20 protein-coding genes are annotated in these 23,353 nt (G+C 63.0%); 9 read left to right on the top strand and 11 right to left on the bottom strand.

All coding sequences use genetic code 11. From position 1 onward, the window contains the following. Positions 1–20: 20 nt before the first annotated feature. The 8 genes from NN5_RS16790 to NN5_RS16755 form a co-directional block, all read right to left on the bottom strand. Positions 21–863, bottom strand: coding sequence for a fumarylacetoacetate hydrolase family protein (locus NN5_RS16790; RefSeq protein WP_067735856.1), 843 nt, complete (start codon positions 861–863; stop codon positions 21–23). A gap of 3 nt (positions 864–866) precedes the next feature. Beyond that, complete coding sequence (mhpA, locus tag NN5_RS16785; RefSeq protein ID WP_067735853.1) at positions 867–2,351, bottom strand: bifunctional 3-(3-hydroxy-phenyl)propionate/3-hydroxycinnamic acid hydroxylase MhpA; 1,485 nt, start codon at positions 2,349–2,351, stop codon at positions 867–869. A 2-nt stretch (positions 2,352–2,353) separates the two neighbouring features. Then, entirely contained in the window at positions 2,354–3,352 is a 999-nt protein-coding gene (locus tag NN5_RS16780) for a VOC family protein (protein WP_067735850.1), read from the bottom strand. A 122-nt stretch (positions 3,353–3,474) separates the two neighbouring features. Then, positions 3,475–3,963 carry a PaaI family thioesterase gene (locus NN5_RS16775; RefSeq protein WP_067735847.1) on the bottom strand — a complete coding sequence of 163 codons (489 nt, stop codon included), beginning with the start codon at positions 3,961–3,963 and terminating at the stop codon, positions 3,475–3,477. A gap of 40 nt (positions 3,964–4,003) precedes the next feature. After that, complete coding sequence (locus NN5_RS16770) at positions 4,004–4,618, bottom strand: glutathione S-transferase family protein (protein WP_169801007.1); 615 nt, start codon at positions 4,616–4,618, stop codon at positions 4,004–4,006. Between the two features lie 75 nt (positions 4,619–4,693). Continuing rightward, positions 4,694–6,190, bottom strand: a complete 1,497-nt coding sequence (gene mhpA, locus NN5_RS16765; RefSeq protein ID WP_067735842.1) for a bifunctional 3-(3-hydroxy-phenyl)propionate/3-hydroxycinnamic acid hydroxylase MhpA — start codon at positions 6,188–6,190, stop codon at positions 4,694–4,696. Next, a complete protein-coding gene (locus tag NN5_RS16760) occupies positions 6,187–7,128 on the bottom strand; it encodes a VOC family protein (RefSeq protein ID WP_067735838.1) in 942 nt (313 codons plus the stop codon). Before NN5_RS16760 ends, mhpA (NN5_RS16765) begins: the two co-directional genes overlap by 4 nt. Beyond that, positions 7,125–7,781, bottom strand: coding sequence for a TetR/AcrR family transcriptional regulator (locus NN5_RS16755; protein ID WP_169801006.1), 657 nt, complete (start codon positions 7,779–7,781; stop codon positions 7,125–7,127). Before NN5_RS16755 ends, NN5_RS16760 begins: the two co-directional genes overlap by 4 nt. A gap of 132 nt (positions 7,782–7,913) precedes the next feature. Between NN5_RS16755 and kce the strand changes: the two genes are divergently transcribed. Then, positions 7,914–8,852 carry a 3,5-dioxohexanoate:acetyl-CoA acetone transferase gene (kce, locus tag NN5_RS16750; protein ID WP_067735832.1) on the top strand — a complete coding sequence of 313 codons (939 nt, stop codon included), beginning with the start codon at positions 7,914–7,916 and terminating at the stop codon, positions 8,850–8,852. Between the two features lie 57 nt (positions 8,853–8,909). Further along, a complete protein-coding gene (locus tag NN5_RS16745) occupies positions 8,910–9,773 on the top strand; it encodes a fumarylacetoacetate hydrolase family protein (protein WP_067735829.1) in 864 nt (287 codons plus the stop codon). 76 nt (positions 9,774–9,849) lie between these two features. Here the strand turns inward: NN5_RS16745 and NN5_RS16740 are convergent, their stop codons facing one another. Then, complete coding sequence (locus NN5_RS16740; protein WP_245656569.1) at positions 9,850–10,602, bottom strand: IclR family transcriptional regulator domain-containing protein; 753 nt, start codon at positions 10,600–10,602, stop codon at positions 9,850–9,852. A 150-nt stretch (positions 10,603–10,752) separates the two neighbouring features. On the opposite strand from NN5_RS16740, the gene NN5_RS16735 reads away from it, so the two are divergent. From NN5_RS16735 to NN5_RS16705, 7 genes are all read left to right on the top strand, one after another. Further along, positions 10,753–11,439, top strand: a complete 687-nt coding sequence (locus tag NN5_RS16735) for a 3-oxoacid CoA-transferase subunit A (RefSeq protein ID WP_067735823.1) — start codon at positions 10,753–10,755, stop codon at positions 11,437–11,439. A 14-nt stretch (positions 11,440–11,453) separates the two neighbouring features. After that, positions 11,454–12,101, top strand: coding sequence for a 3-oxoacid CoA-transferase subunit B (locus NN5_RS16730; protein ID WP_067735820.1), 648 nt, complete (start codon positions 11,454–11,456; stop codon positions 12,099–12,101). Positions 12,102–12,119: 18 nt separating this feature from the next. Next, positions 12,120–13,328 carry a 3-oxoadipyl-CoA thiolase gene (gene pcaF, locus NN5_RS16725; RefSeq protein WP_067735817.1) on the top strand — a complete coding sequence of 403 codons (1,209 nt, stop codon included), beginning with the start codon at positions 12,120–12,122 and terminating at the stop codon, positions 13,326–13,328. Between the two features lie 484 nt (positions 13,329–13,812). Further along, positions 13,813–15,396, top strand: coding sequence for a bifunctional 3-(3-hydroxy-phenyl)propionate/3-hydroxycinnamic acid hydroxylase MhpA (gene mhpA, locus NN5_RS16720; protein ID WP_373280344.1), 1,584 nt, complete (start codon positions 13,813–13,815; stop codon positions 15,394–15,396). A 31-nt stretch (positions 15,397–15,427) separates the two neighbouring features. After that, on the top strand, positions 15,428–16,561 hold the full coding sequence (locus tag NN5_RS16715; RefSeq protein WP_084385005.1) for an MFS transporter: 1,134 nt from the start codon (positions 15,428–15,430) through the stop codon (positions 16,559–16,561). After that, positions 16,558–17,574 carry an NADPH-dependent curcumin/dihydrocurcumin reductase gene (gene curA, locus NN5_RS16710; protein ID WP_217998677.1) on the top strand — a complete coding sequence of 339 codons (1,017 nt, stop codon included), beginning with the start codon at positions 16,558–16,560 and terminating at the stop codon, positions 17,572–17,574. The genes NN5_RS16715 and curA overlap by 4 nt, the downstream gene beginning before the upstream one ends. A gap of 70 nt (positions 17,575–17,644) precedes the next feature. Further along, positions 17,645–18,559, top strand: a complete 915-nt coding sequence (locus NN5_RS16705; RefSeq protein ID WP_067735808.1) for a SphA family protein — start codon at positions 17,645–17,647, stop codon at positions 18,557–18,559. 156 nt (positions 18,560–18,715) lie between these two features. On the opposite strand, the gene amt is transcribed toward NN5_RS16705, so the two are convergent. After that, entirely contained in the window at positions 18,716–21,877 is a 3,162-nt protein-coding gene (amt, locus tag NN5_RS16700) for an ammonium transporter (RefSeq protein ID WP_067735805.1), read from the bottom strand. A 427-nt stretch (positions 21,878–22,304) separates the two neighbouring features. Further along, entirely contained in the window at positions 22,305–23,069 is a 765-nt protein-coding gene (locus NN5_RS26365; RefSeq protein ID WP_245656567.1) for a GNAT family N-acetyltransferase, read from the bottom strand. Between the last annotated feature and the right edge of the window lie 284 nt (positions 23,070–23,353).

Below are 23,353 nucleotides of genomic sequence, written 5' to 3'. Positions count from 1 at the left end.
GCGTCCCGATAGAAAGACGGTCAGCTCTCCGCCCGGACGGGATTGGACAGTGTTCCGATGCTGGAAATCTCGACTTCGCAGATGTCGCCGTCCCGCATCCACAAGGGGGGATTGCGCCGGGCCCCCACGCCGCCTGGCGTGCCGGACACGATGACGTCTCCCGGCAGCAGGGGCAGGATCGTCGAACAATAGGCAATCAGCCGCGGGATCGACGCGATCAGCAGCGACACATCGGTATCCTGGACGACTTCGCCATTGAGGCGCGTCTGCAGATGCAATGCCGTCGGATCGGGAATCTCGTCCGCCGTTACCATCCATGGCCCGAACGCCCCGGTGCCGGCAAATGTCTTTCCAGGCATGAACTGGTGCGTATGCTTCTGCCAGTCGCGGATCGAACCATCGTTGTAGCAGGCGTAACCGGCCACGAAATCCAGCGCGTCCGCCTCGGAGATCCGCCGGCCTTCCTTGCCGATGATCACAGCCAGTTCGCCTTCGTAGTCGAACTTTTCGGATTCCAGCGGTTTTACAAGTGCTGCCCCATGGCCGATCTGGCTTCCCGCATAGCGGGCAAAAAGCACCGGATTGACCGTCTCCTCACGGCCGGTTTCCTGAATGTGATCGTGGTAATTCAGGCCGACGCAGATGATCTTGTCCGGATTGGGAATGACCGGCAGGAGATCCACGGCATCAAGGGGGTAATCCGCGGATTCCGCCCCGAAATCGGCTGCGCGCCCATAGCCGCCCGCAGCGAGGAAATCACGCAGCGTCGGTTCGGGAAACCGTGTTCCGAGATCGACAATGCCGTTCTCGTTCACCAGACCGTAACTCGAACGGCCATCCTTCATAAAAGAGCAGAGTTTCATGGGTCAGAGCATCTCCGGTTCATGCAAAGCTATCGGGGCGGGCAGGATTTGGGCCATGAGCGCACGCAGTTCCTCTTGCGTGTCGGCAGAGCCCAGCGTGTAACGATCCGGGCGCAGGACCACGGCGCGCGCGCCCAGCCGGAGCAAGTGGCCGGCCGCATCCGGACACATCTGCGTCGTGACCAGCGCCACGCCCTCGGGCAACGTCAGACCTGCGGCCAGATCGGCATCGGCCACAACGACGAAGCGGTGCCGGTAAAGATCGTCCATCAACCGGCCATCGGCCATTCTCGGCTGGCCGAACAGCAGGCCGGCCTTGCCGCCCGTGCCGATGCCCGGCCCCAGTGGCGGGGCAATTGATTCCATCATGGCCATGCCGTTCGCCGCAGGCAGGGCTGCGCGGAGCGCCTGCTCGGTCCCGCAGGTATTGATCAGCCCGCCCAGACGCACTGCCGTTGCAATATATTCGTGGGCGTTGGGACGCCTTTCGCTCTCGTAGCTGTCCAGCAGGCTTTCATCGGCCTTGCCCTGACAGACGAGGGCCAGTTTCCAGTACAGGTTTGCCGCATCGCGAATGCCGGCGCACATTCCCTGTCCCATGAACGGCGGTGTCTGATGGCAGGAATCGCCGGCAAGGAACAAGCGTCCCCTGCGCCACTCCTGCGCGACCAGCGAGTGAAAGACATAGACGGCGGCGCGTTCGAGTTCCGCTTCTTCCGGCTTGAGCCAGGGAGACAACAGCTCCCAGACCTTGTCCGGCCGGGTGACGGCGAAACTGTCCTCATCGGGCGCAACCGTGATTTCCCACCGCCGCCGCAAACCGGGACCGCGCACGTAAGTCGCCGGCCGGTCTGGCACGCAATACTGGATCGAATGCTCACCCAGCTCCGGCTTGGGCTTGTTCAGAATGGTATCGATCACCAGCCAGCGCTCGTGGAAGCCCAGGTCTTCCATACCGGTTTCGATGAAACGGCGGATGAGCGAGCGCGCTCCGTCGCAGCCGACCACATACTTCGCTTGCGTCCGGACGACCTTGCCGACACGCATGTCCTCGTAACGCAGCGCAACGTGCTCGCCCTTGTCCTCGACGAGGAACAGATCGCACCGGGTCCGGATATCGACATTGGGCAGGCCCGCCATCCTGTCACGCAGCAGACGCTCCAGGTCGGGCTGATGAAAACGGTAATTGGCCCGCCAGCCAAGCGGCCCTATCCCCTGGGGGCGTGGCCAGTCGAGCAGCAGATGCCCCTCGCCGTCGACAAAGCGCATACCCGGATGCAGCGCGGTCAACGGTTCGATGTCTTCGGCAACACCGATCCATTGCAGCACCCGCATCACTTCGGCATCGAAATGGATCGCCCGCGGCAAATGATAGGCTGCGCTTTCACGTTCCAGCACCAGGACCTTCAGTCCGCATTGCCCCAGAAGGTGAGCCAGCGTGGCGCCGGTCGGGCCATAGCCGACAACGGCGACGTCGAAGTCTTCCATCCTTACCTCCCTTGCATCGCGAACTGGCCGTAGAGCCAGGGGCAATCGATCACCGGCGGAGAGCGCCGGCCACGGGCGGCCGCATCCAGCCGCATTTCCCGCAAGCGCCGCCGCCCGCCTTCCTCGGTCAGGTGAAGGCGCTCGTGCCCCCAGAAGCTGGGGCCATCATGCGTTTCATGAGGTGTCCATGTGGCGGGATCGATCAGGCGCCCGCCCCAGCCATTCTCCACAAAGAAGCCTGACGGCGAGTTCGCATAGTAACTGGTCATGTAATCGTTGGTGTGCCGGCCCAGCGTATAGGCAATGCGCCCGTCCTGCTGTCCGGCAAGGTCATAGCCCTGCCCGAGATCATCCAGGTTGCGGAATTCGACCATGAAATGGTGAAAGCCCTCCTGCCCCGATCCCACCATCGCGAACGAGTGATGCCGCTGGTTGAGATGGAAGAAGTAGAGCCCGTAAGGCTGCAAACCGTAATCCGAGACGCTGAAATCCAGCAGATCGCGGTAGAAGGGCATCATCACGTCGATGTCCTTCACGTGCAGGACCGCGTGTCCCATCCCGAGCGGCCCCGTCACGAAGCCGTCGATCGGGCGCCCGGAAACGAAGGGATCGGATGCAATCATCGGCGCATGAAACAGCTCGACACGGTTGCCGGCAGGATCATGAAACCAGATCAGATCACCCACGAAGCGCCGGTCGGCCAGTGCCCGGCCGCCCTGCTCGACCCGCACCCCGGCAGCATCAAGCCGCGCGGCGTAGTGATCCAGCGTGTCCTGCGAGGAAACCTCGAAGCCCAGGAACGCCAGTGTCTCCCCCGGCTCGTCGGAAACCAGAAGCCGCTGCAACCGGTCATCCATCCGGAAGGCCAGCGCCTTTCCGCCCCGGTCGATTTTCTGCATTCCCAGCAGATGCCCGGCGAAATCGGACCAGTCGTCAAGCCTGTCCGAGCGGACGCCGAGATACCCCAGGGCGACAATCGCCCCGCCTGCTTCCCTTCCCATTTTCGCTAGTCCTCCAGCGGCTTTTCCAGCCGCGCCACGGCCTCTCTCCTGACGCGGTTATTGCCTTGCCGGACATGCGAAGCATCTGCGATTTCCCATCTGTCCGCCAAACGGACAGGTGGTCAGCGAACGGGGAAAATGGCGCAGGTTTCCGTGCCGTGCGCAATCAGTTTGCCATCGGCCGTCGTCATCCGGGCTTCACTGGTTGCAAGCGTGCGGCCCATGTGGATCACCTTGCCCTCGCAGAAGACATCACCGCTGTCCTGCGTGAGCGGACGAACGATGTTCACTTTGAATTCCGCCGTGGAAAAGCCGGAACCAACTTGCAGCATCGTGTGCACGCACGAGGCCAGAGCAGAGTCCAGAAGCGCCGAAATCCAGCCGCCGTGCACCGTGCCGATGGGATTGTAGTGATCGAAGGAAGGCCGCCCCCGGATGACCGTGCGCCCTTCCTCGCATTCCACCACGCGGCAATTGAGCAGGCGGTAGATCGGCGGCGGGGGAAGCTCTCCCGACATCATGCGCGCATAGATGTCCAGCCCGGAAAGCGTGCGGGCCAGTTCGAGCGGAATGCATCCGAAAACCTGATCCCGATCGAAAAGCGGTGTCATGAAATGTCCTCTTGTCGAAGCCTGTTCCCGGCCATGCGGTTCAGGCGAGTCCTTCCTGCTGCAGCGCCGCCAGGACAGCGGGCCGCGTGCGCATACGTGCGGCAAATGCGACGAGATTGTCCGGCAGCGGACGGCTTTCGCGCTCTGCCCAGTTCAGGACATAGAAAGCGGCTGCATCGGCGATGGAATACGTGCCGAGGAACCAGTCCTTTTCGCCAAGCCGATCCGACAATCTGGCCAGTCCGCTCTGGAAAAGGCCCCAGCCGGTTTCCCGCAATTGTGCCTGCCCTTCCTCGTGCGTGACGAATTTCTGCGCCACCTTCGCAAGCGTGAAACCTTGCATATGGATGCTGGACACGATGAAATCGATCAGCTCCAGGGCGCGGACTTCTGCTTCCAGCCCCTCTGGCAGAAGACCGGCTGCGGGAAAGGTCCGCGCCAGCCAGAAAGCGATCGCGGGAAACTCGGTAAGAACGCTGCCGTCATCGCGTGACAGCGCGGGGACTTTCCCCTTGGCATTCACACGGCGGAATTCTGCCCGGAACTGCTCTCCCTGGAAAAGATCGACCGGGACGAAATCGTAGGACGCTCCGACTTCCTCCAGCACGATATGAATGCCCAAAGAGCAGGCACCCGGTGCCCCATAGAATTTCATGTCAGCCCTCTTCCCCGGCGCTGCGCCATGCGCTTCTCCCGCCGGAATGCCCCGCATGGCCGGGGCCGGTTCCCGTCACGCCGGAATCTTGACCTGCGCGTTTTCCGTTTCCTGCAACTTGCCTGTCCATTGCCGGACAAGTTCCTCAGGATCGCCAGCGCCGAAGACATGCCGGTCAGGCCGGACAAGCACCGCCGGGACACCCCGGTCCTGCAGCCAGTCCGTCAGCGCAGGGGCGAAAGGGGCCATTTCCGGCGCCGACAGATCCAGGACCCGCAGCCCCGGTATCGAGACCGGGGGCAGATCCCGTCCGATCAGTGCCGCATCGAGGCCAAGCAGCCGGTCGAACCGGTCCTCGCCCGTGACCGGCTGCAGGAACAATGCTCCCGCATCGGGCAGACCGGTCAGGCATCCGCCCGACAACGCGGGATAATCGACGGAAAGGTCCTGTTCCCCCGCAGCCTGACGGGCCAAGAGTTCCGCATCGCGGGCCGCGGCGGCCACTTCGTCCTGCAGGCAGATGATCTTGCCCATGGCGATCGCCGTCTCGATGATCGAGCGCACATGCGGTTCCCGTTCGGTCTGGTAGGTGTCGAGCAGAGCGTCACCCGCATCACCGCGAATGACCCATGCCAATTTCCACGCGAGATTGACCGTGTCGCGTATGCCCGAACACATGCCCTGCCCGGCGAACGGCGGCATCTGGTGCGCGGCATCTCCGGCAAGCAGGATACGGCCGACTTTCCAGTCTTCGGCGACAAGGCCATGGAAACGGTAAATGGCCTTGCGCTCGATCGTCATCCGGTCGGCGCAGTTCCATGGGGCGACAAGATCCCGGATGACGGCATCCTGCAACAGGTCGTCGGGATTCTCCCCCGGCTTGAGCATGAATTCCCAGCGGAACCGGTTCCCGCTCATCGCCAGATAAGTGGCCGGACGGCGTGGATCGCAGATCTGCTCGCAAAGCCGCGGCATGTCACCGGCGTCATCGATGATCGTATCGAGCACCAGCCACGGCTCATCGAATGCATAATCGAACAGGCCCACGCCCAGCGCCCGCCGCGTTGGTGAAGCGGCCCCGTCGCAAGACACGACATAGCGGGCACGCACCGTGCTTTCGCCCTGCGCATCCCGCAGCGTCACATGGACGCCGTCCTCGTCCTGTTCCAGCCGTTCGCACTGGGTTTCCAGGCGGATATCGACATCCAGTTCGGCCAGACGCTCGCGCAGGACTTCCTCGACACCGGGCTGATGCAGCGCATAGCTTTCCGCCCAGCCGGACACTTTCTGCGGCGCAAAGCGGAATTCCAGCAGAACATCGCGGCCGGGTGTCAGGAACTGGTAGCGCTCCGGCATACGGCATAGCGGCGCAATGCGCTCCGCCACGCCCATCATCTGGAACACGCGCATGATCTCATGATCGAACACTGCAGCACGCGGCAGCGGGAAAATGCCCGGTTCCCTGTCGACAGCAATCACCTTGAGCCCCTGCAGGCTGGCGAGCGCTGCCATGCAGTCTCCAACCGGGCCCAGCCCGATAACCAGAACGTCGCAGTCGAACCGGTCGCTCATGCCTCGCTCTCCCCGGCCGGGAGCGGGGGCATTTTCATGCCCCATTGCACGCCCATCAACTGTTCGAGCGAACCGATGCCGCCGCCATCGGCAGTGACGAACTGATCGCCGTCCGTCCAGTGCTCGACCTCATGACCCCAGGGATCTTTCCAGTAATCGAAGATCTGGCTGCCGAGATAATGACGGCCGACGCCCCAGAAGTGATCGTATCCCTTTTCGATCAGATGATCGTGCCCGGACAGCAGATCGTCGACATCGACCACCTCGAAGGCCGAATGCATGTAGCCCGGCGGTATCGGCCGTTCGATCAGGAAAACCGTGTGATGATCGCAGGGCACGTCGCCCCGGTTACACCGCAGGAACGCTCCGATGGCGACATCGGGCACGGGCCGGATTTCATCCGAAGTAACGAAGCCGAAGCGCTCCTTGTACCAGCTCTCGGACTGGCTGAAGTTGCTGACGCCCAGAACGGCATGGCCCAGCCGCAGCACATGGCTCGGCCCTTGGCGGACGCGCCGGGTAGCCGACTGGCGCGGATAGGCGCCGCCCTGATTCCATGAAGGAGACGCCGGGCATTCGACCACTTCTGCACTGGCCTGTCCGGCAACGGCTTCGACCAGAAAGCCGTCTGGATCGCGCAAGCGAACCACCGATCCGCCGCCCGGCAGGTCGAGCGGCTCCACCGCGACCCCGTCATGTGCGGCCAGAGCTTCAAGGTCCGCAGTGTCTTTCAGCCAGATACCAAGCGCCAGGAAAGCGGGCTCGCCACGTTCGCTGACATGGCAGACCGGCCGGTCGCCGTGGCCACGCATCACCAGCCGGTCGGCGCTGCGCTCGGCAACGATCATCCCGAAGTCGGTCAGGAAGCGTTCCATCAGGTCCAGATCGGGAACCGCAAAGCGGACATAGGCGACGTCATAGGCCTTCGCGATGCTCATGCCTTGCCTCCCAGAATGTCCGTTGCGGCCGCCGCAGCGATCGCGCCCGCCTCTTCGCGGTCAACGCCCAGCCCGCGGAGCATTGCGCCCCCCAGTTTCGTGCCCAGTTCGACCGGAGAAAACGCATTCTCGGGCGACGTCACATGCGCGACAGCGCTGTTCACCAGACCATGGACGACCAGAATTGCCGTGTCCTGATCTATATCCCGCAGCCGTCCGGCTTCGATGCCGCGCCGGACATCCGTGCTCAGCCCGACACTCAGCGGCGTGTCTTCCAGAGTTTCGAAATCGGCGACGCGCATCATGGCCTGAAGGCGTTCCGGATGCTCGATCCCGTACCGCAGAACCACGCACATGGCCCGAACGATCCGCTGCGGAGAATCCTCGACCTCACTGTTGGCCGCGAAGATGTGAAACTCGCAATCGCCCTGGAACAATTGCTGGATGGATCGAACAAGGTCATCCTTGTCATTGAAATGATTGTAGAAGCTTCCTTTGGCCACGTCGGCTTCGGCAACGATGTCATCAATCGTGATGCCCTCGATGGGACGCGTGGCAAGCAGCCTCTGCCCAGCGCCCAAAAGCGCCGTGCGCGTGCGCTGGCGTTGACGGTTTCCTCGCATGGGCGCGGCATGTGCGGGAGCTGCCTTCATCCTCATCCTCCTCTCGGCAAACGCGAAACGTTGATTCTTGATCTTTGTACTTGCTAGTCAAGTTTGAACGATCTAGTCAATCTCAACAAGCGCAAATATTGCGCAATGACGCGACGCCACTGGAGGAGAAGGATGAAGGCACGCAAACGACCCGCAATCATCAGCTGTGCGGTTACGGGATCGCTCCACACACCGAGCATGTCCCCGCATCTGCCGTTGACGCCCGACGAGATCGCGGCCGAAGCTATCGCTGCTGCCGAAGCCGGCGCGGCAATCCTGCACCTGCACGCCCGCGATCCCCGGGACGGCCGGCCGACGTCGTCTCCCGATGTGTTCATGGAATTCCTGCCCCGGATCAAGCAGGCGACCAGCGCCGTCGTGAACATCACGACCGGCGGCGCGCCCGGCATGACGCTGGACCTGCGCCTTGCCGCGGCGGAGAAAGCCAGCCCGGAAATGACGTCGCTCAACATGGGGACGATCAACATGGGGCTTTTCCCGGCCGCCACGAAAATGGACCAGTGGCGCTACGAATGGGAAAAGCCGTTTCTGGAAGCGACCCGCGACGGAACTTTCAAGAACACATTTGCCGACATTGCCGAGATCGTGGAACGGCTCGGCAAAGGGCAAGGGTGCCGGTTCGAGTTCGAATGCTACGATCTCGGCCACCTCTACAACCTGGCCTGGCTGATCGATCAACGGATCTATGAACCGCCGCTGTTCATCCAGTTCTGCCTCGGCATTCTGGGCGGGGTCGGCGGAGAAGTGGATCACCTGCTGCACATGGTCCGCACCGCACAGCGCCTGTTCGGTGATGATGTGGAATTCTCGGTCCTTGCCGCCGGACGCCACCAGATGCCGCTGGCAACGCACAATGCCCTGCTGGGCGGCAATGTCCGCGTGGGTCTGGAAGACAGTCTCTATCTGGCGCGCGGCACGCTGGCACGCTCGAATGCGGAGCAGGTGACGAAGATTCGCCAGATCATGGAAACGCTCGACATCGGCATCGCAACGCCTGACGAGGCCCGCTCCCGGCTTGCTCTCAAAGGCGCGGATCGCACCAATTTCTGATCCGGAAGCCATCCCGCCATTACAATTGCATTACCCGTTTTCAAGGAGAGATACCCCATGAAACTCGCCCGCTTCACGCTTGATGGCCAGACGCGCCTTGGCCGCATCGACGGCGACCGGATCACCGATCTGACCGCCTGCTTCCCCGAATATGGCGATTCGATGCGAGCCCTTCTCACCGACCTTCCCACCCGCCGCGACGAAATCGCCTCGGCCAAGGGTCCGGAAAGCCTTCTGTCGGAAGTGATGCTGGAAGCGCCGATCAATGACCCGCAGAAGTATCTCGCGATCGGCATGAACTACAAGGCCCACGCCGAGGAATCGGCAAAAGCCGGTATTCCGGTGCCGACCACCCAGCTCTGGTTCAACAAGCAGGTGAGCTGCATCAATGGCCCCTACGCTCCGCTGGCCCTGCCCACCGTGGCTCCGGACAAGGTCGACTACGAAGCGGAAATGGGCGTGGTCATCGGCAAGCGCTGCCGCCATGTCTCCCGGGAAGATGCGCGTTCCGTCATTGCCGGATATCTGGTCTGCAACGATGTGAGCACGCGCGACTGGCAGTTGCGCTCCCCCACCTTTACGCTGGGCAAATCGTTTGACACGCATGGCCCGATCGGCCCCTGGATCACTACCGACGACGAAATCGCGGATCCGCACGCGCTCGAACTCGATCTCTACCTGAACGGCGAACTGCGCCAGCACACGTCCACCGGCGACATGATCTACGACATCTACGATCAGATCGCGCACCTCTCCACGGTGATGACGCTGGAGCCGGGCGACGTGATTGCCACCGGCACGCCGTCCAATGTCGGGATCGCCACCAACACGTTCATGCAGCCGGGCGATGTCGTCCGCGTGGAAGTGACTGGCCTCGGCTACATCGAGAACACGTTCAAACCGGAAGCAGAGATCGGCTGATTGCTCTGCAACTGAAACGGCAATGCGCCTCTGTCCTGTCCACGGGCAGAGGCGCATTCCGATTGGGAACCGCCGGCTACCAGCGAGCCCGGCGGTCCATTCCCAACATGCCGATCTCTGCAGCAACCTTGCGGAGCGGCGGAAGAAAGCGCGATCGCAGTTCCGCCGTCGTGACGCGCGATGCCTGCACGCCGACATTCACCGCCGCAACAACCTTGCCCGCGGCGAAAACCGGAACAGCCACGGACCGCAATCCGACCTCCAGTTCCTCATCGACAACCGCGCAGCCTTCTTCCCGCACACTCTGGAACAGGGCCAGCAATCCGGCCGGATCGGTTCGGGTCTTTGGCGTCGGGGCCACGAGTTTCGTGCGGCGCAGATAGGCTTCCTGATCCGCGCGGTCCCAACCCGCCAGCAGAACCCGCCCCATCGATGTGCAATAGAGCGGCAAACGGCTGCCCGCCCGCAGCGCAATCGACATGATCCGCGAAACTTCGGCGCGGGCGACGTAATAGACTTCGTCTTCCTCGACCACGCCCAGCGAACAGGATTCATGGATTTCGTCGCGCAGGCGGTCCAGCAATGGCTGTGCCCGGATCGCCAGCGAACTGGACGACAGATAGGCATAGCCCAGTGCCAGCGTCTTGGGCCGCAACTCGTAATGGGTTCCGTCCTGAGCCGCATATCCCAACCGGACGAGCGTGTGCAGGCAACGCTTCACGGCCGGTCGGCTCAGTCCCGTCAACCGGGCCGCCTGGGCAATCGACATGGGCGCCCCGGCATCGGCAAAACAACGCATCACTGCCAGCCCGCGCGCCAGAGAGGTCATGAAATCCGGGTCTCCATGCGCTTTCAGCGGATCATCGTTTTCCATAGTATTCCAATTTCAACCGATAATCGGACATTAATCCGAATATCGGTTGACGTAAAGTCGGGTGCATGAAAGCTGCCGCCAAACAGGACGAATGCCGGAGGCTGCATGATCGACAAGCAATTCACGGACGCCCATGCCGCCGTGGCGGATATCCAGGACGGTGCATCGGTCATGATCGGCGGTTTCGGAACCGCGGGTATGCCCGACGAACTGATCGACGCCCTGATCGCCCGCGACGTCAGGGACGTTACGGTAATCAGCAACAACGCGGGAAACGGGGATACCGGCCTGGCCGCGCTGGTGCGCGAAGGGCGCGTGCGGAAAATCGTCTGCTCTTTCCCCCGGCAGGCGGACTCGCATCATTTCGACACCGCCTTCCGTGCGGGGAAAATCGAGCTGGAGCTTGTCCCGCAGGGCAATCTCGCCGCGCGGATACAGGCCGCCGGAGCCGGCCTCGGCGCCATTTTCACACCGACCGGGTACGGCACGTTGCTGGCGGACGGAAAGGAAACCCGCACGATCGACGGCCGGAACTATGTGCTGGAATATCCGATCCGTGCCGATTTCGCGCTGATCAAGGCGCTTCGCGGTGATCGCTGGGGCAATCTCGTCTTCAGCAAGACGGCCCGTAATTTCGGCCCGATCATGGCGATGGCGGCCACGACGACGATCGCCCAGATTGCGGAGACGGTTCCCCTCGGCGCTCTCGATCCCGAAACCGTCGTGACTCCCGGCATATTCGTTCAGCGCATCGTCGCCATCCCGCGCGCTGCGGCCCGGTCCGCCGCATAAAGGAAGGAAACGCCATGAACCGTCTCGACCGCGACCAGATGGCCGCCCGCGTCGCCCGCGACATTCCCGAGGGTGCTTACGTCAATCTGGGCATTGGCCTTCCCACCAAGGTCGCGAACTTCCTGCCTGCGGACCGCGAGATCCTGCTCCAGAGCGAAAACGGCCTGCTGGGGATGGGCCCCGCCCCTGCTCCCGGCGAAGAGGATTGGGAACTGATCAATGCGGGCAAGCAAGCGGTAACGCTGCTGCCCGGCGGCTGCTATTTCCACCACGGAGACAGCTTCGCGATGATGCGCGGCGGGCACATCGACATCTGCGTGCTGGGGGCCTTCCAGGTTTCGGTCAAAGGCGATCTGGCCAACTGGCATACCGGCGGCGCCGATGCCATTCCCGCCGTGGGTGGTGCGATGGACCTCGCCATCGGTGCCAAGCAGACTTTCGTGATGATGGAATTGCTGACCAGGCAGGGACAAAGCAAGCTGGTTGAGGCCTGCACTTACCCGCTGACCGGAATCGGCTGCGTCTCCCGCATTTACACAGATCTCGGCGTGTTCGCGGTCGGACCGGATGGCGCCCGTGTCGTGGAAACGGTCGACGGCGTTTCGGTGGACGACTTGCGCACATTGACCGCCCTTCCCCTTGGCTCGGCCCTTGCCGTCTGAACCTGAAAGGTATTCCCGATGACCGAGGCCTTCATCTGCGACGCCGTGCGCACGCCCATTGGCCGCTACGGCGGCATTCTCTCCCGCGTCCGGGCCGACGATCTGGGGGCGGTGCCGATCCGGGCGCTGCTCGGCCGCAATCCGGCGCTCGATCCCGCTGCGATCGAGGAGGTCTTCTTCGGCTGCGCCAACCAGTCGGGCGAGGACAACCGCAATGTTGCCCGCATGAGCCTTCTGCTGGCGGGACTGCCCGCCACCGTTCCCGGTGTTACGCTCAACCGGCTCTGTGCCTCGGGGCTGGAAGCTGTCGGCCAGGCGGCCCGGGCGATCGGCAACGGAGAAATGCGCATGGTGATTGCTGGCGGCGTCGAAAGCATGTCACGCGCGCCATTCGTGATGGGCAAGGCTGAGAAGGCTTTTGGCCGTGCCCAGAAAATCGAAGACACGACAATGGGCTGGCGCTTCGTCAATCCGGCCCTGGATGCCCTCTACGGCACGGAAACCATGCCGCAGACCGGGGAAAATGTTGCGCAGGATTTCGGTGTCTCGCGGGAGGACCAGGATGCGTTCGCCCTGCGCAGCCAGCTCCGCACAGCGGCAGCACAGGCAAGCGGCTTTCATGCGGAAGACATCGTTCCCGTCACCGTGCCGGGCGACCGGAAAGGGACGACGCAGGACGTTCGTGTCGACGAACATCCCCGCGACGGCATGACGATCGAGAGCCTCGGCAAACTCAGGCCCCTGTTCGGCCCGGACGGTACGGTTACGGCCGGCAACGCCTCGGGCATCAACGACGGTGCCGCCGCGATGATCGTTGCGAGCGAAGCGGCGGCGAAGGAATTCGGCCTGACACCGCGCGCGCGTATTCTGGGTATGGCTTCCGCCGGTGTCGAGCCGCGGGTCATGGGGATCGGCCCGGTCCCGGCCACGCGCAAGCTGATGGACCGCCTTGGCCTGGGGATCGATGATTTCGATGCCGTCGAACTGAACGAGGCTTTCGCCAGCCAGAGCCTGGCCGTGCTGCGCACGCTGGGGCTTCCCGACGATGCGCCGCACGTCAATGCCAATGGCGGCGCCATTGCGCTGGGGCATCCGCTTGGCATGTCCGGCGCGCGTATTGCCATGGCCGCCGTTCACCAGCTTGAAAAGACCGGCGGCCGTTACGGCCTGGCAACGCTGTGCATCGGCGTCGGCATGGGACTGGCCCTTGCCGTAGAGCGGGTGTGAAACGCCCCGTCACGTAATCTTGCAATCCAGTTTCTGCCCGCGACCTGCCGGCGCCTCCTGTTCCATCCGGGAAGGCAGAAGTGCGGACAGCTCGCGGGCAGACCTGTTTCGTGACGTGGGTTCTTGTCCGCTGCCGGATTCGTCCAACTGGCGGACAGAACGAAAATCGCGAGTGCGCTCGCCGCCTGGGAACGGCAACCTCCTGTGCAGCAAAATATAGGAGGGACGCTGAATGATAAGGCGCACCACAGGAGAGACGGTACGGCATTGGGGTAAACCTGCACAGGATGTTCCCCCCGCCTGACCCGGCACGATAGTTGAGAAGCTGTTCCCGCAACCGGGAAGACGCTTCTCCAACGGCATCCGCACAACCCCTGTCCCACCCTGTGGGAACAGGCCCCTCGCGAGTGCCGGACACTCTTTCAGTCATCAAGCAAACCACCGGCTTCCAGGTGTCCTGACACATGCCGGATGGAGAGGAGGAATGATGCACGATTTCGACGTGCTGATCGTCGGCTATGGCCCGACAGGCAAGGTTCTGGCCCGACGCCTGCTGGAAAAGGGGCACAGCGTTGCCATCGTCGAACGCTGGCCCTGCGCTTACCCGCTGCCGCGTGCCGTCGGGTTCGATCATGAGATCAAGCGGATGTTCCACGCCATGGGCATTGCCGGCGAAGCCGACCGCATCTCACGCCCGATGCATCACTACGTCTGGTACAATGCCGATTGGAAAGTGCTGATCGACATCGACGAATCCTGCGAAAGCATTTCCGGCGGGCCGGTCAGCTACTTGTTCAACCAGCCCGATCTGGAACGCATCCTCGAAAAGAACCTGGACGATTTCGGCAAGCTTTCGCTGTTCCTGTGCCATGAGGCAACGGCCGTCGAGGATCGCGGCGACACTGTCCATGTCACGATCGTGCCTTACGATGCCGAGGCGATGCAGGCCGATCCGGCGCAGCCGCGGACCCTGACGGCCCGCTACGTCGTGGGGGCTGACGGTGCGAACAGCCTTGTGCGCGGTGCCATGGACACGCCGATGGAAGACATGGGCTTCGACGCGCGCTGGCTTGTCGTCGATGTCCGCCCCAATGATCCGGGCGCCCTGCCCGTGCCCGATGCCGCGCAATGGTGCAATCCGGCCCGCCCGACGACCATCGTGCCAAGCGGGGTGGAAAACCGGCGCTGGGAATTCATGGTCCACGAAGAAGAGGATCCGGAAGAGCTTGCTCGGGAAGAGAACGTCTGGGAGCTCTTGTCCCCCTGGATGACGCCGGCCGATGGCGAACTGATCCGGCGGGCCAATTACCGCTTCCGTTCGCTGGTCGCGACCGGCTGGCGCAAGGGGCGGCTGATGCTGGCGGGCGATGCCGCGCACCTGATGCCCCCGTTTCTGGGACAGGGCATGTGCTCCGGCCTGCGTGATGCCTGGACCCTTTCATGGATGCTCGATCGCGTCCTGTCCGGTGTGTCAGCGCCCGATCTTCTGGACGACTATGAAGCGGCCCGGCGCCCACACGTGCGCGAAGTCATCCGGCTGGCCATGGTCATGGGGCAGATTGTCTGCATTCCCGATGCGGAGCAGGCCCGGGCCCGCGATGAAGCGATCTGGTCGGGCAAGGCTCCGCCACCGCCGAAACTGCCGGGGCTGACGGCGGGTATCGTTGCCCCTGCCGGTTCCGGCGCAGGCACTCTGTCCGCGCATGACCTGATCGAGACGCCCGCAGGCCCCTCCCGCCTCGACGATCTGACCGGGCAGGCCTTCGCGCTGATTACCGAGGGCATTCCCGCATCGGCTCTCGACGGGGAGACACGCGCCGCGGCCCAGGCCCTGGGTGTCCATATCGTGCCGCTCGGCAGCGGCGGATGGCGGGACCAGAATGGCAAGATCACCCGGCAAATGCAGGATCTGGGCGTGAAAGCCCTGTTGGTCCGCCCCGATTTCTACATTTACGGCACTGCGACAACCGCAGCGGAAACGTCCGCTCTGATCGCCCGGCTCGAACAGGACCTGAAAGTTCCCGTTTCTGCCACCAGACCTGCCGAAACCGAAATCTCGACACATTAAGAACAATCATGGTGGGGAAGGAAGCGAAGTGGTGAAAGTGAACGGCAAGAGCGCAAGCCTTGCATTGATCATCGGCCATATGGCCGGAATGATAGACATTGCGGCCTTGCCGGTCTGGGTCGGCACGATGATTTCCGGGTATCGGATGAACCCGACGCAGGCAGGAGCCGTGGCTACGCTGTTCCTGGGCGGCGTGGTTCTGTCCAGCGTGCTGCTTTCTCCGCTCTTCCACAAGATGCCCGGCCGCTGGATGCCTGCGGCAGGCTTTCTCGGCGCGTCGCTGTGCTTTCTGGCCATGACGGGAATGACCTCTTTCGGTCCCCTTGCCGTCACCCATCTGATCGCGGGTTTTTGCAACGGGTTCGCCATCTCCTTTGTCCATGGCACGATGGCCCGCACATGGAACCCGCACCGGATATTCGCGCTCGGCAGCCTGGCTCTCGGCATATTCGCGGTCTTCTTCCTGGGCGGTGCTCCCGCGGTCATCGCCCAGCATGGCGGGCCCGTGCTGTTCGTCATCCTGGGGGTGGTCATGGCTGCCGGGGCGGTTGTGACTGCCGCGTTCTTTCCTGCCGTCACGCAGCCGGAAGATGTCATGACCGAAGGTGTCATGGCCGAACGCACCCGCTTTAATCGCTGCGTCTGGCTGGCCATCCTGGGCATCATGTGCATGGCGCTGGTCCAGGCGATGATATTCTCCTTCGCCGAGCGGATCGGCACCGATGCGGGCTTTACGCTGCCCAAGGTCCAGTTTGCACTCGCATTCTCGGGCACGATCTCGATCCTGCCCTCGATCCTCGCCTCGATCCTGGAAAAGCGCCTGCCTCCCATCCGCGTGGCGATCGGCGGCGCGTTTCTTCAAGGCGTATTTGCCGTCATTCTGAGCCAGGCCTTGGACTATCCCCTCTATGTTGCCGCCATGGTGGTGTTTCCCTTCATCATGATCTTCACGCATACTTTCGTGTTCGGCTATCTGGCCCGGATCGAACCGACCGGACGCGCCAATGCGGCCACGCCGGCCATGATCATGACCGGTTCCGCCACCGGCCCCCTGCTGGGCGGCGTGCTGGTGCAGAGCAGCGGTTATGGCGCGCTGGGCCTTGCCGCCGTCGCAATCGGGCTGATCGCGATTGCCGGTTTCACGGCATCATGGAGGGCCGCATGATTACCCGCAGGATCGTTCTTGCCAGCCGTCCGGGCCCCGAAGGCCCTACAGAAGACAATTTCGCGCTGACCGAGGCCCCCCTGCCCGAGCCGGCCGACGGCGAGGTCCTGCTGGAAACGCAGTATCTTTCGCTCGATCCCTACATGCGCGCCCGAATGTACGAGGGGGCAAACTATGCCGCTGCGACCGCATTGGGAGAGGTCATGCCCGGCGGAACCGTGTCCCGTGTCGTCCGCTCCCGCTCCGCACGATTGCCCGAAGGCCGTATCGTTACCAGCCGCAACGGCTGGCAGACCCATCATGTCTGCCCCGCCGAAGGTCTGGAAACGGTGGACCCGGCGCTGGGGCCGGTCAGCACGGCGCTGGGCGTATTGGGCCTGCCCGGCCATACCGGCTACGGAGGAATGATCCGTTACGGCCGCCCGCAGCCGGGGGAAACCGTCCTTGTCTCGGCCGCCTCGGGCGCGGTGGGATCTGTCGCCGGGCAAGTCGCCCGGATCCGCGGCGCGCGGGTGGTCGGCATTGCCGGAGGTCCGGAGAAATGCCGGTATCTGACCGAGGAACTGGGGTTTGCCGCTGCAGTCGATCACAAGGCACCTGACCTGCCCGAAGCCCTGCGCGCCGCCTGCCCGGACGGCATTGATGTCTATTTCGACAATGTCGGCGGAGATATCTTCGCCGCTGTAATCCCCCTGCTCAATGCCCGTGCGCGCGTCGCGGTATGCGGCACGATTGCCGTTGACCGGAACCAGCCTGCGAAACCCGGCATCGACCGCCTGCAGGAACTGCATTCGGCCATCCTGATCAAGCAACTGACGCTGCAGGGTTTCCTGTTCGACATGCTGGGCGACATGCAAGAGGAGTTCCGGCGCGATGTCTCGGCCTGGATCCGGTCCGGCGAGCTCAAATACCGTGAGCACATGGTCGAAGGCATCGAGGCAGCCCCGCGCGCCTTTCTGGGCCTGTTCCGGGGCGAAAACTTCGGCAAGCTGATCGTGCACATGAGCGGCTGAGCACTGCTGGCCGAGAGGAACGCGCACCGCTTCCGCCGGCCCTCATCAATATCACCATGGAGAGGATCTTATGAAACTGCTTTGCAGATTGCTTCTTGCTGCCTGCGTCATTCCCGCCGCGTCACCGGCCCTGGCCCGCGAAGCCGGCGTTCCTTCGTCCGTTCCGCCCGGGAGCACGATGGGCGTTGCAGTAGGCGCCAACCCGCCGCCCGGAGTGTACATCGGCACGCGGTCCGGCTTCTGGGAGGCCCGTCTCAAGGGCGACGACGGAAAGGACGGCGGGCAGGACAATACGCTTGTCGATACGGCCGTGCAGTTGATGGTCGTGCCCCGCGCGGAAATCCTGGGCGCAAGCTATCGTGCCTTTGTCACCGTGCCGGTCATGTACAATGCGCAGGATCGCCGCGCTCCTTTCCCGGAGGTGCTGCAGGGATCGGAACACAAGCTGGGACTGGGCAATATCGAGATCTCGCCTGTCAACCTGTCATGGCAGGTCGAACCGGGTGTGTTCGTCAGTACCGGACTGAGCATCTTCGCGCCGACAAGCGGCTTCGATGTCTCGGAAGCGATCAATACCGGCGGCGACTTCTGGACCTTCACCCCGTCGATCGGCGCAAGCTATCTGCGCGACGGCTGGAATCTGTCGGCAGGTCTGGCCTATTTCATGAATACGCGAAGCGGCGAGACCGACTACAGGTCCGGCAACGAATTCATGCTGAATGCCACTGCATTCAAGGACATGGGCGGATGGAGCCTTGGCCCAGTGGGCTATTGGCGAAAGCAGGTAACATCTGACGACAACAACGGCATGGCCTATGGCGGAACCACCCAGGGCAAGGCCGAACAGGCCGCTGTGGGCCTGGGCTTTACCAGGCGTTTCGGCACGATCGAGGCCAACCTCAACGTGACGCAGCAGGTCTATACCCGAAACGCCGTGGATGGCACCAAAGTCTGGTTGAACATTCTGGTGCCGCTCGGCCACTGAGCCGCCGTCCAATCGACGGCACGACCAGAGGGCAGGGTCAGCAAAGCGCCGGGTGTGCTCCAGCGGCAGCGCTCCTTGCCCTCTTCGATCGCTGCGATAGTTCGCGCGGTCCCCCTTTCCCATGCGAGGGCATCTCTACAGTGAGGCCTGTCTTCTTCAGGCGATCTGGCGCCCCAGCGGGATCATCCAGTCCCCGTGGCGCGTGAACTTCACGGCCTCGGCCGCTGGGACAGGCGGCGAGACAAGGAACCCCTGAACCAGAGTGCACCCTTCCGCGGCCAACCGGTTGAGCTGGCCGACAGTCTCGACCCCTTCCGCAACCACGGCGGTGCCTAGGCCGTTCGACATGCTCAGCACCGAACGGATCACATACCAGGTCTTCTCATCCTCCGCCTGGACGAAGCTCCGGTCGATCTTGATCGTATCGAAGGCAAAGCGGGTCAGATAGCTGAGCGAGGAATACCCCGTCCCGAAATCGTCGAGCGCCACACACACGCCGAGCTGGCGTAAGTCATCGAGAACCCGAATGGCGACATCATCGTCGTCGATCAGCACACTTTCCGTGATTTCCAGTTCGAGATGGGAAGGCGGCAGCCCGCTTTCCGCTAGCGCAGCGGCAACGCAATCGACCAGATGCGCGCCATGGAACTGCCGGGCGCTGACATTGACGCTGACGCTGCTTCCATTCAGATCCTGCATCGCCGCGCGGCAGGCCTCGCGGATAGCCCAGGCGCCGATCGGCACGATCAGCCCGGTTTCTTCCGCGATCGAGATGAAATCGGCCGGAGAGACCTGCACGCCTTTGCGGTTCCAGCGCAAGAGCGCCTCGAAGCTGGACACTTCGCCGCGCCGCAGGTCGATCCGCGGCTGGTAGTAGAGTTCCAGCTCGTTGCGGACGACGGCTTCGGAAAGATCGTCTTCCAGCTCCTGCCGCAAGTGCTGCAAGCGCCCCATTTCCGGCTTGTAGCGCTGGAAGCCGTTCCGGCCCCGCTTCTTGGCGGCGTAGAGCGCCATGTCTGCATTGCGGAACAGCGTTTCCGTATCGTCCGCATCGAGCGGGCAAATCGCAAGCCCCACGCTGGCGCGGGGGTGAATGGTGGTTCCGGTCGGCAGGGTGAGCGGTTGCGAGACGTTCTGGAGAATGCGGAAAGCAAGATCCAGTGCCTGGTTGGGGAACGCGATGTTGGTGTAGATCACCGCGAATTCGTCACCGCCCAGCCGCGCCACGGTATCACCTCCCCGCACCCCGCTGCGCAGCCGTTCCGCAATCGCGACGAGCACGGCATCGCCGGAGGGATGGCCATGCAGGTCGTTGATGTCCTTGAACCTGTCGACGTCGACCAGCAACAGCGCCGTGAGTATGGAATCCCGGCGGCGGGCCAGGGCACTGCGCAAGTTGCGATTGAACAATTCGCGGTTGGGCAGATCCGTCAGCGTATCATGCATGGCCAGGTGATAGATCTGGCGCTGGGCTTCCTCCCGTTCGCTCAGGTCGGTCATGCGCAGCACGACGACATCGTGGCCATCGAGTTCGATCTGGCGAAAGCGCAGTTCGACCGGCACTTCGCCATTCTCGCCGCGCAGCACACGGGCGTGCTGGACAGCATCATTGCCGACCTCCAGCCAGCCGGTCATGGCCTCGCGCATGTCTGGATGCACGAGGTCCTCCGGACGGCGATCGATGAGTTGCTCCTCACTGCAACCGAACAGTTCCACGGCGGCGGCGTTGGCACTGCGGATGCGTCCCTGGTGGATCAGGAAGATGCATTCGCTGGCCACTTCCCCGAATGCGACGAGACGCTGCGCTTCTTCCGCGCTTCTGGCACTGCTGGCCTGCCGCGAACGTTCCGTTTCGGCTTCTTCGAGCTTGTCCATCAAGCTGTTGAGCGAGGTGGTGAGCAGTTCATTGTCATCGCCGACTTCGACCGAAAGCCGCTCGCCGCCGTGGAAGTCGGACTGGAGCAGCATTTCGATCTTGGCCTGGAGGTAATCGGTGCCGAGCCGCGCACCATGTTCCGCCGCATTGAGGCCCAGCGCCTCTTCTTCGGGAGACGCCCGCAAGGCGACGAACGGCCGGACCGCGAGGACCACGACAAGGCCGATGCCGAACGACCATACCAGGTTCAGCGCGCTTCCCTCGGCTTGAACCAGAAGCTGTGCCAGCCGCGAACCGGCAGGCAGGACATCGGCCGGGGCCAGCAGCGCGAGGCCAAGCGTCCCGACGACGCCGGCCACACCGTGCACACCGACGGCGCCGACGGCATCGTCGATCCGCATTCGGGTTTCGAGGAAGTGATTGGCCGCATTGGCCGTCAACCCGCCAAGCGCGCCGAGCAGCATGGCTGCGCCGGGATCCAACAGATGGCACCCGGCGGTGATCGCGACGAGACCGCCGATCAAGCCGTTCACCGCGCGCTCGGGCAGCATGGCTCCCTTGAACCATGTCATGCCGTAGCCGACGACGCCCCCTGCCGAGCCTGCCAGGATCGTGTTGAGAATGATCCCCGGCACTTCCTTGGACGCGGACAAGGTCGATCCGCCGTTGAAACCAATCCATCCGACAAACAGGAACAGCGCACCTGCCGAGGAGAGAACGGCACTGTGCCCACCGATCCGGATCGGGGGACCTTCGGTAAAGCGGCCTTCACGCGCGCCAATGACAAGGCACGCCGCCAGTGCGAACCAGCCGCCGGTGGCATGGACCACGGTCGAACCCGCGAAATCGACGAAGCCGGCATTGGCAAGGAAGGCCCCGGGCGAGTGGTTGAGCGCATTGCCCCAGGCCCAGTGCGTGAAGACCGGATAGATGATTCCGGACAAGATCAGGCTGAGGAGGATATAGGCCCGCAGGCGCATACGCTCCGCCACGGCGCCGGAAACGATCGTCGCGCATGTGCCGCAGAACATGACCTGGAAGATGAAGAACGTCGCATTCGTGCCGGAGAGGTTCTTCAAGAAGAACAGATCACCGTCCGAACCGATCGGAAGCCACCCCGTGCTCGTGCCGAATGCCAGCCCGAAACCGATGACTGCGAAAGCAACGGTCGAGAAAGCGAAATCGAGCATGTTCTTTTGCGCAACGCTGATGGCGTTCTTGGTGCGCACGGTTCCGGCTTCGATCATCATGAAGCCGATCTGCATCATCATGACCAGCGTCGCCGCGACGAGTACCCAGAGCATGTCCATGGTCGCGGACAGGCTTTCCACCCGTTCGTGGATATGCGCGCTCGTGCCGACGGCTGAAGCCGCGAAGGCCTTGCCCGGGATGCTGGCGAACGCGACGAGAAAGATCAGCGAGCGCCCGATGATACCTGCCATTCGAACCTCAGAAACATGACAACCCCATTCTGGCCCGGCTTGGCGTTGCAAACGATTGGCATATCGATGCCTTGCGTTTGCGGGCATCCGTTCCACGCACCAGCTATTTCGGATTCCCCACGTTATATGTGCCGCTTCTCGCGGAGCGGCATTTTCTGCTCAACGCGTGATGGCCGATACCGCGAACCACCGCGCATTCGCCTTAACATCCGCCCGCCAGCAGATGCCCAGCTTCCTATTCTGTCGCCCCGATCGTAGAGCCGACTTCACATGATCATAGTTTCAATGTGGTTAATGGCGATGCCGTCTGTTCGGCACGAGCCGGTATCACCCGCTTTGGTTGACGCCGGGGGCGTTCCTGTCTTCCGATTACCGGGATGAGCGGCCGGGCTGTGCACCGTTTTGCGGTACACAGCCCGGTCTTCGGTTACACCCGCTGATCCAGACCGAACGCCGGATGATGGATCAGTTCTCCGTGCGGCTCGATGCCGTCGAACGGCAAAGCCTGAACCACCTCGGGCGGGCAGCCGGCTACGCTCACGCCAGGAAAGGCCTGGAAGCCAAACCGGACATAGTAGGCAGGATCGCCTACCAACGCCGCTCCTTTGCAGGTCGTCCGTAATCGGCGGAGGGCTTCCGCCATCAGGGCTGTCCCGATGCCTTGCCGATGTCTTGACGGTAGAACGGCAAGCGGACCAATCAGCCCCCAGCCCTTCTGGTCCCCAATCCATGCCGGCGAGGCAGCCAGATAGCCGACCACCCGGCCTTCATCCTCGGCCACAAGCGAGAGAGCGAGAGCACCCTCCGCGCGCAGCCGTTCAACAATGCCTGCTTCGGTGCCAGTGGATTGCGCGAGCATCCGAAGGGCCTCAGTGACTAGATGGCTGATCGCCCGAATGTCGCTGGCCGTTTCATTGCGGATAAGCATATCACGCTCCCCTGTTGTCGAGTTGCGCGCGAACGGAGGCGAGGCCGCGTTCGATATCCGATACGGTCTGCCCGATCGGGATTCGATCAGCCGCCTCCGCCGCAGCCGGTTGAAGATGGCCAAGTCGAAGTCCGCAAGGATCATTCCTTCGCACGTAACGCATGTTACGGACGTGATCTTGGGACCATCATTCCGCTCGTGTTGAATGCACCCGCCAAGGGCCAGAACGTGCAGCGCACGCTGTTCATTTCGTGAGATGTTCATGGAAGTCTCGTATGATAGACGTGAAAAAACGCCCGGGTGCATATGCTCCCGGCGGCTTTGAATTCACGAGGCTCTCTGAGATTCAGAGAGCCTTATCACACAAGCTCTAACATCCAGTCTCCATCGAGCGGCCATGCCGCTGCGCACTTTGCCAGTATAGCGATGCAAGCCCCCTGGCAATTGGGAACGCGGCCATGCCCTTGCAATTCCGGTCAGGAAGGGCGGCGGAGAACCATGGCTCAGGCACAGTTCTCCGTTTCGTCCGTTCCCTAGGGCCTATTAGC

The sequence above is a fragment of the Novosphingobium naphthalenivorans NBRC 102051 genome, from assembly GCF_001590985.1.
In the GTDB taxonomy this organism is placed as follows: Bacteria; Pseudomonadota; Alphaproteobacteria; order Sphingomonadales; family Sphingomonadaceae; genus Novosphingobium; species Novosphingobium naphthalenivorans.
Note: the sequence above shows the minus strand (reverse complement) of the source record. Positions and strands in the feature narration are given on the sequence as shown.

Coding starts and splice junctions, on each gene's coding strand:
- NN5_RS16790 (WP_067735856.1), bottom strand. CDS start 863: ATGAAACTCTGCTCTTTTATGAAGGATGGCCGTTCGAGTTACGGTCTG.
- NN5_RS16755 (WP_169801006.1), bottom strand. CDS start 7,781: ATGAAGGCAGCTCCCGCACATGCCGCGCCCATGCGAGGAAACCGTCAA.
- NN5_RS16730 (WP_067735820.1), top strand. CDS start 11,454: ATGAACCGTCTCGACCGCGACCAGATGGCCGCCCGCGTCGCCCGCGAC.
- mhpA (WP_067735853.1), bottom strand. CDS start 2,351: ATGGAAGACTTCGACGTCGCCGTTGTCGGCTATGGCCCGACCGGCGCC.
- NN5_RS16735 (WP_067735823.1), top strand. CDS start 10,753: ATGATCGACAAGCAATTCACGGACGCCCATGCCGCCGTGGCGGATATC.
- mhpA (WP_067735842.1), bottom strand. CDS start 6,190: ATGAGCGACCGGTTCGACTGCGACGTTCTGGTTATCGGGCTGGGCCCG.
- NN5_RS16780 (WP_067735850.1), bottom strand. CDS start 3,352: ATGGGAAGGGAAGCAGGCGGGGCGATTGTCGCCCTGGGGTATCTCGGC.
- NN5_RS16775 (WP_067735847.1), bottom strand. CDS start 3,963: ATGACACCGCTTTTCGATCGGGATCAGGTTTTCGGATGCATTCCGCTC.
- NN5_RS16760 (WP_067735838.1), bottom strand. CDS start 7,128: ATGAGCATCGCGAAGGCCTATGACGTCGCCTATGTCCGCTTTGCGGTT.
- pcaF (WP_067735817.1), top strand. CDS start 12,120: ATGACCGAGGCCTTCATCTGCGACGCCGTGCGCACGCCCATTGGCCGC.
- NN5_RS16770 (WP_169801007.1), bottom strand. CDS start 4,618: ATGAAATTCTATGGGGCACCGGGTGCCTGCTCTTTGGGCATTCATATC.
- kce (WP_067735832.1), top strand. CDS start 7,914: ATGAAGGCACGCAAACGACCCGCAATCATCAGCTGTGCGGTTACGGGA.
- mhpA (WP_373280344.1), top strand. CDS start 13,813: ATGATGCACGATTTCGACGTGCTGATCGTCGGCTATGGCCCGACAGGC.
- NN5_RS16745 (WP_067735829.1), top strand. CDS start 8,910: ATGAAACTCGCCCGCTTCACGCTTGATGGCCAGACGCGCCTTGGCCGC.
- curA (WP_217998677.1), top strand. CDS start 16,558: ATGATTACCCGCAGGATCGTTCTTGCCAGCCGTCCGGGCCCCGAAGGC.
- amt (WP_067735805.1), bottom strand. CDS start 21,877: ATGGCAGGTATCATCGGGCGCTCGCTGATCTTTCTCGTCGCGTTCGCC.
- NN5_RS16705 (WP_067735808.1), top strand. CDS start 17,645: ATGAAACTGCTTTGCAGATTGCTTCTTGCTGCCTGCGTCATTCCCGCC.
- NN5_RS26365 (WP_245656567.1), bottom strand. CDS start 23,069: ATGAACATCTCACGAAATGAACAGCGTGCGCTGCACGTTCTGGCCCTT.
- NN5_RS16740 (WP_245656569.1), bottom strand. CDS start 10,602: ATGACCTCTCTGGCGCGCGGGCTGGCAGTGATGCGTTGTTTTGCCGAT.